Origin of the sequence: Flavobacterium hibisci (assembly GCF_020026925.1) — a bacterium.
Lineage (GTDB): Bacteria > Bacteroidota > Bacteroidia > Flavobacteriales > Flavobacteriaceae > Flavobacterium > Flavobacterium hibisci.
Genome location: NZ_JAIQDW010000008.1, coordinates 198896 through 206385, shown reverse-complemented (window position 1 = coordinate 206385; position 7490 = coordinate 198896). Strand labels below are relative to the sequence as shown.

Sequence of the window (7490 nt, the reverse complement as noted above, 5' to 3'; positions counted from 1 at the left end):
GGAGAATTGAAGTGAATCATCGCCTGAATGCCCTTAAATTCAAAGCTAAGGAACGGCTTAATTCTGAAAAAGGGAAACAACACCGAAGCAAACGTCCAATAGAAGTTGAAGCGGTTTTCGGGCAACTTAAAAGCAACAATAAATTTACCCGGTTTACCTTAAAAGGACTTGAAAAAATCCAAATCGAATTTGGACTGATGGCGCTTGCCCATAATCTTCGAAAATTGAGCAGAAAACAATATAATAACTTCCAAAAAACATTTTCATGCGATTTTAAAACGTCAAAAAATGCTGTTTTTATCAAAATTGACCTAATATGAACAATTATATCAAATAGCTGCTTAAAAAGAAACATTATCAACAAACGAAAGAAGCTGCCCTTTTGGGACAGCCTCTTTTTTGTTTTTAGTAATTTTCCTAAACCAAAATTGGGATCAATGCTAAAACCCTGTGGAGTTAGAAAATTTAAGTGTAGAGGTTAGTTTGAATCATTCTAATTCAGAATCTCATTTTTATAAAACGTATCATTTTCAATAATTGTAATATCAACAAATACAATCCAAAACAGCAAAAATCCGAACTTAATGCGTTATCTTTGCAAACTGAATTTAGTTAAATTAATATTACTTAAAATTAATTTCGCTCATTAGAAAACATTATATCAAAAATGAAATTAGATAGAAAAGAAATTCTTAAAGCTTTGGAAACTATTACCATAGCCGGAGAAGGAAAAAATATGGTTGAAAGCGGTGCTGTTGCCAATGTTATTACATTTGGTGATGAAGTAGTGGTAGATTTAGTACTTCATACACCTGCCATGCACATTAAAAAAAGAGCAGAAGACGATATCAAAAAAACGATTCATGAACGGGTATCGCCAGAAGCAAAAATTAAGGTAAATACGAAGGTAGAAACTCCTGAGAAAAACGAAATTAAAGGCCGTGCCATTCCGGGAATCAAAAATATAATTGCCGTTGCTTCCGGAAAAGGAGGTGTCGGAAAATCTACTGTTACAGCAAATTTAGCCGTAACTCTGGCAAAAATGGGATTTAAAGTTGGCGTTCTGGATGCTGATATTTACGGACCTTCAATGCCAATTATGTTTGATGTTGAAAACGAGAAACCAATTTCTGTTACCGTTGATGGGAAATCAAAAATGAAACCTGTAGAAAGTTACGAAATTAAAATGCTTTCAATCGGATTTTTTACAGCGCCAAGCCAGGCTGTAATATGGAGAGGTCCAATGGCTGCAAAAGCTTTGAACCAAATGATTTTTGATGCTGACTGGGGAGAATTGGATTTTATGCTTCTGGATTTCCCTCCGGGAACAGGTGATATTCATCTTTCGATCATGCAGTCATTACCTATCACAGGTGCTGTAGTAGTAAGTACTCCGCAAGCTGTTGCTTTGGCAGATGCAAAAAAAGGAGTGGCAATGTTTATGCAGGACAATATCAATGTACCTGTTCTGGGGATTATTGAAAACATGGCGTACTTTACACCTGAAGAATTACCTGATAATAAATATTATATCTTTGGAAAAGAAGGCGCTAAAAATCTGGCAGAAGATTTAGATGTTCCTTTTTTAGGAGAAGTTCCAATTGTACAATCTATTCGTGAAGCCGGAGATTATGGCCGTCCGGCAGCCTTACAAACAGCTTCACCAATTGAAACTGTATTTGAAGAAATTACGCGAAATGTCGTTCAGGAAACAGTAAACAGAAATGAAAGCCTGCCTGCAACAGAAGCCATAAAAATCACAACCATGGCAGGTTGTTCAGCAGTAAAGAAAAATTAGATAATTGAGATAATTTGATAATTAGATAATGAAAATTATCTAATTATCAAATTATCTAATTGACACATTAGATATTATGACAACAGAAGAATTAACAAGCAACGTATTATTGGCTCTTGATGAAATCAGACCTTTTTTGAATTCTGATGGAGGTGACATTACGCTAATTTCTATTGAAGACGATAAACATGTAAAAGTTCGTCTTGAAGGAGCCTGTATTAGCTGCAGTGTAAATCAGATGACCTTAAAGGCAGGTGTAGAAACAACAATCAAAAAATATGCTCCGCAAATAGAAACTGTGGTTAATATTATGTAATGAAATAAATGATTTAACTTCTTATTGCAAGATTAAAATTGATAAGAATAATTAGTCATTTGAGTGTTTCTACTAAAATTTCACATAGAAATATGTTAAAACACATATTTTTTTATGATTTTGATAAAAAATAATCAAAAGATTTGAGAGATTCTGTTAAGGAATTGCTACACATTTAACTTAAATTTGTAGCAAACCCCTTAAACTTAAATCATGAAAAAATATTACATACTTTTTATATTATTGTTTTCAGTAGCTGTAAATTATGCGCAACAAAGTCAAGAAACATTACTTGTTGATAAAGCTTGGGTAAATGATTCAGAAGAATGGTCTGATTACAGTTATTCAGGAAAAATTGTATTTTCTATCAATCATCAAAGTGAAGAAGGTAGTTTTAGAATTGGTAATTACGATTTTTTATATGATTTTTGCGAAGGTAAAGCAAAGTTCTCAAATAAAATGGCTTATAGTACAGCAGATTTCTCACATCCGAGAAAATTATCTGCAACAACAGATAAGCAAGGAGTTTTAAATTCGACTTACGAAGGCACTTTGATTTTTCAGATGGATAAAGATTATTATTCCGTAATTGTTATTGTAACTTTATTAGAAAAAGGTGGAAATATATTGGGTGCTAAGATGCACCTCAAAGAAAGCAGCAGAAAAGAATATGCTTTTACACTAAAATCAACTAGTTAATAAATATTTTAGAATTTGATCATGTTATCGAATTCTAACTAAATAAATTCCAATAGTTTAAAATGGATGTATTAATAAAAATTAAAGATCGAGAAGGGGTTATACACGAATTACAGGCTCCAACTGATATGGCAATGAATATAATGGAGTTATGCAAAGCATACGAACTCCCTGTTGAAGGAACCTGTGGCGGAATGGCCATGTGTGCTTCCTGCCAGTGTTACGTTCTTAATGATGTTGCATTACCAGAAATGGGCGATGATGAAGAAGCCATGCTTTCAGAAGCGTTTTACGTAAAATCGAATAGCCGTTTAGGATGTCAGATCCCAATTACTACTGAATTAGACGGGCTGGAACTTGAATTGGCTCCAGAGTATTAAATAATAAATCACAATATTTTAAAATTCCAAATTCCAATGTAACGAATAATATTCCATGGAAGTTTGGAATTTTTATTTGAAATAGCCTTAATAGTATTAGAAATTCATTTTCACTAATACTTAACAGCGATATTCAAAACAAAAAAAACCGTAATCACTTATTCGTAATTACGGTTTTTTTTTCTATAACAATTTTTGTAACCTCAGTTTATACCAAACCTGCCTGAATTAAATATTCTGCGATTTGGATTGTGTTTGTTGCAGCACCTTTTCTTAAGTTATCAGCCACAATCCACATGTTTAATGTATTTGGCTGGCTTTCGTCACGACGGATTCTTCCAACAAAAACTTCATTTTTACCTTCAGCAAATAAAGGCATCGGATAAGAAAATGCATCCAAATCATCCTGTACCACTACTCCGTCTGTGTTTTGTAGAATTTCACGAACTTCATTCACTTCAAAATCATTAGTAAACTCAACATTTACAGCCTCACTATGACCTCCAACAACAGGAACACGTACTGCAGTAGCTGTAACTCTGATTGTATTATCTGCAAGGATTTTTTGAGTTTCACGAACTAATTTCATTTCTTCTTTCGTGTATCCGTTTTCTTCGAAACTATCGCATTGTGGAATTGCATTTCTGTGAATTGGGTATTTGTACGCCATATCACCTTCTATTCCTGCATACTCATTTTCTAATTGTCTAACCGCTTTTACACCTGTACCTGTAATAGACTGGTAAGTCGAAACAATAATTCTTTTGATGTTGTATTTTCTATGCAAAGGAGCCAAAGTCAATACCATCTGAATAGTAGAGCAATTTGGATTTGCAATGATTTTATCTTCTTTAGTCAAAGACTCTGCGTTGATTTCAGGAACGATCAGTTTTTTTGTCGGATCCATTCTCCAGGCAGATGAATTGTCGATTACCGTTGTTCCGGCAGCAGCAAATTTTGGCGCCCACTCTAATGAAGTATCACCTCCTGCAGAGAAAACAGCGATATCTGCTTTTAAATCAACAGCAGTCTGCAAACCAACCACTTTATATTTCTGTCCTTTATATTCGATTTCTTTACCTACAGATTTCTCTGAAGCAACAGGAATTAATTCTGTAACCGGAAAATTTCTTTCTGCTAAAACTTTTAACATGATCTCGCCAACCATACCGGTGGCGCCTACAACCGCTATTCTCATTTTTATATTTTTTATTATGAATGTTCTAATTTAGATGGCAAAAGTAAGGATAATAAAAACGATTACAATTCGGTTCACAAAAAATAACAAATTGTTATAAAGTAAACAAAACAAAAAAAACCGCCTCTTTAGAAGGCGGTTAAGTTAGACTTTAGTGTAGCGGTATATTGTATTATTGTTTATTTTTCAAAAGATCTCTAATTTGCGTAAGCAATTCTTCCTGAGTTGGCGCTGCTGGTTGATTCGGTGCAGGCTCTTCTTTCTTCTTAAGATTATTTATTCCCTTGATAATTAAGAACAAAACAAAAGCAACAATTACAAAGTTAATTACTGCAGAAAGAAACATGCCATATTTTACTCCACCAAAAGCAACTAACTGTTCTATAGTTGATAAATTTGCTGCGTCTAGAGCAGGTTTCAATATTAACGGTGTAATTACATCTTCAATTAACGAGCTTACAATTTTACCAAAAGCAGCTCCAATAATCACACCGACAGCCAAATCGACTACATTGCCTTTCATGGCAAATTCCTTAAATTCTGAAATAAATCCCATAATGTTTCTTTTTATGTAATTAATAGATATCGAAAATACATAATTTTATTGAAAGTTCTTTAAAGCTACCTAAAAAACACCCTTTTTACCCTTTGCGAAATACTCGTAAGGATTTCATAAGGTATCGTTTTTAAAGCATCTGCTATTTCTGTTACAGTGGGGCTTTCCCCAAAAATAATAACTGAATCGCCTTCTTTACAATCAATTTCGCTAACATTTACCATCAGCATATCCATACAGACACTTCCTACAATAGGTGCTTTTTGATTTTTAATCGTTACATAGCCTACTTCGTTGCCCCATAATCTTGAAATTCCGTCTGCATAACCAATTGGAATGGTAGCAATTTTGGTTTCTTTTTCGGCCATAAATCTTCTGCCATATCCTACGCTGTCTCCTGCTGGAATGGTTCGAACCTGTGAAATAATCGATTTTAAAGTCCCAACATTTTCCAGGTATTTTTGTTCCGAAGAATCATTTGAAACACCGTAAAGGCCAATTCCCAAACGAACCATATCATATTGTGCATCCGGAAAATTACTGATTCCAGAAGTATTAAGGATATGACGGATTGGTTTTACCCCTAATTCATTCATTAATTTTGAAGACAGTTTTTCGAATAATCTGATCTGCGACATTGCAAATTCATAATGCTGTATGTCATCACTCGTAGCCATGTGCGATAAAATACTCTGAATACGAACGGTTGAATTTCCTTTTAAAGTTTCAATCAATTCCTCAATTGTATTTTCTTCAAAACCCAGACGATGCATTCCTGTATCAAGTTTGATGTGGATTGGAAAATCTTTCAAATTCTTTTCACGGGCAATTTTCAAAAAAGCGTTTAAGCCTTTTAAACTATAAATTTCAGGTTCTAACCGGTACTGAATAATCGATGCAAAACTCGTAGATTCTGGATTTAACACCATAATAGGTAATTTGATTCCGCCATTTTTCAGTGAAATTCCTTCATCGGCAAAGGCCACACCTAAATAATCCACTTTATGATGCTCCAGTAATTTTGCTATTTCAAGCCCTCCGTTTCCATAACCAAATGCTTTAACCATGACCATTATTTTAACATCATGAGCTAATTTCGATTTAAAGAAATTCAAATTATGACTAATTGAATTCAGGTTGATTTCAAGAATCGTTTCATGGGTTTTCTCTTCCAGCAAATACACAATTTCTTCAAACTGGAATGACCTCGCCCCTTTTATTAAAATCGTTTCATTCGCAAAATTCAGATTTTCAAAATCGGCAATAAACTCTGCAGTATTTTGATAGGTGATACAATTCGAAAATTTGTCTTTAAATGACGAAATCGTAGAGCCAATTCCAATAACCCGATTGACTTTGTTATCAGTGATTAATTGCGCTACTTTAGAATATAATTCTTCGTTTGAAAATCCGCTTTGAAAGATATCGGATAAAATAACGGTTTTAGACGCATTCTTTTTTTGACTTTCCAGAAAATCCAGCGCTATTTTTAGAGACTGAAAATCGGAACTGTAACTATCATCAATAATGCTGCAATTATGGATTCCGTTTTTGACTTCCAGACGCATTTCTACCGGATACAATCCCTGAATACGATCTTGAATCGTTGCAGCATCATATTGAAAATAAAGCAGAACCAATAAACATGAAATGGCATTTTCTACAGAAGCCGAATCGCTAAAAGGGATCTGCAGATCATAATTTTCTTTTTTAAATCGATATTGAATACTTGTGGCTTCTTCCTTATTTTCTTTTTTCAGAATAAAAACATCTGCCGATTTATCTGTGTAACTCCATGAAAAAAGCTTTCTGGGATGCAGCATGTATTCGGCAGCGAATTGAGAAAGGCAGGAATCTACAGTTTCATTTTTCTGATAAATAATTACCGGACAGTCTTTAAACAAAAGCAGTTTTTCATCAATTTTTTGTACTAAATTCAAAAAACCTTCATCGTGCGCAGTACCAATATTCGTGAGTATTCCTATAGTTGGCTTAATGATTTCTTCCAGTTTATCCATTTCATTAACGGTAGAAATTCCCGCTTCAAAAATGCCTAAATTATGCTTTTCGTTAATTGCAATTACCGAAAGCGGTACACCAACCTGCGAATTATAACTTTTAGGACTTCTGATGATATTATAATCTGGGCCGAGTAAAAAATTGAGCCACTCTTTTACTATTGTTTTTCCGTTGCTTCCGGTTAATCCAATGACAGGTATATCAAAATGATTTCGATGATAAGCAGCAAATTTCTGTAGTGCTTCCAGAGTAGATTTTACAACTAAAAAATTAGCTTTTCCAACACTATTTTCAGGAATATATTGCACTACAAAATTCTGTACACCCTTTTCTATTAATTCTAAAATATAAGAATGTCCATCATTATTGACGCCCGTCAATGCGAAAAACAAGGTTTGCGAACCATTTTGAAGTGAACGGCTGTCTATAGAAATGTGATCAACAAAAACGGCGGCATCTGAGCCAGTCCAATCGGCATGAAGAACCGAAACAAGGCTTTTTAAATTTACGCTCATTAGAAAAAT

At 34.0% G+C, this 7490-nt stretch carries 8 protein-coding genes; 5 read left to right on the top strand and 3 right to left on the bottom strand.

Features of this window, described 5'->3' with window-relative positions; genetic code table 11:
• From K8B81_RS10625 to K8B81_RS10605, 5 genes are all read left to right on the top strand, one after another.
• Nucleotides 1–320: transposase (locus tag K8B81_RS10625; RefSeq protein WP_223681415.1), on the top strand; the 320-nt coding region annotated here is incomplete at its 5' end.
• Nucleotides 321–667: 347 nt separating this feature from the next.
• The gene (locus K8B81_RS10620) at nt 668–1798 is read left to right on the top strand and encodes an Mrp/NBP35 family ATP-binding protein (protein WP_223681414.1); all 1131 of its coding nucleotides are present in this window, start codon (nt 668–670) and stop codon (nt 1796–1798) included.
• 76 nt (nt 1799–1874) lie between these two features.
• Complete coding sequence (locus K8B81_RS10615; protein WP_017494691.1) at nt 1875–2114, top strand: NifU family protein; 240 nt, start codon at nt 1875–1877, stop codon at nt 2112–2114.
• 213 nt (nt 2115–2327) lie between these two features.
• Nucleotides 2328–2813, top strand: coding sequence for a hypothetical protein (locus K8B81_RS10610; RefSeq protein WP_223681413.1), 486 nt, complete (start codon nt 2328–2330; stop codon nt 2811–2813).
• Nucleotides 2814–2875: 62 nt separating this feature from the next.
• On the top strand, nt 2876–3193 hold the full coding sequence (locus tag K8B81_RS10605; protein WP_223681411.1) for a 2Fe-2S iron-sulfur cluster-binding family protein: 318 nt from the start codon (nt 2876–2878) through the stop codon (nt 3191–3193).
• Nucleotides 3194–3401: 208 nt separating this feature from the next.
• Here K8B81_RS10605 and K8B81_RS10600 read toward each other — a convergent pair whose 3' ends face one another.
• From K8B81_RS10600 to K8B81_RS10590, 3 genes are all read right to left on the bottom strand, one after another.
• Nucleotides 3402–4391 carry an aspartate-semialdehyde dehydrogenase gene (locus K8B81_RS10600; protein WP_223681409.1) on the bottom strand — a complete coding sequence of 330 codons (990 nt, stop codon included), beginning with the start codon at nt 4389–4391 and terminating at the stop codon, nt 3402–3404.
• Between the two features lie 172 nt (nt 4392–4563).
• Nucleotides 4564–4947 carry a large-conductance mechanosensitive channel protein MscL gene (mscL, locus tag K8B81_RS10595; RefSeq protein ID WP_223681408.1) on the bottom strand — a complete coding sequence of 128 codons (384 nt, stop codon included), beginning with the start codon at nt 4945–4947 and terminating at the stop codon, nt 4564–4566.
• 65 nt (nt 4948–5012) lie between these two features.
• Complete coding sequence (locus tag K8B81_RS10590) at nt 5013–7481, bottom strand: bifunctional UDP-N-acetylmuramoyl-tripeptide:D-alanyl-D-alanine ligase/alanine racemase (protein ID WP_223681406.1); 2469 nt, start codon at nt 7479–7481, stop codon at nt 5013–5015.
• Nucleotides 7482–7490: the final 9 nt, after the last annotated feature.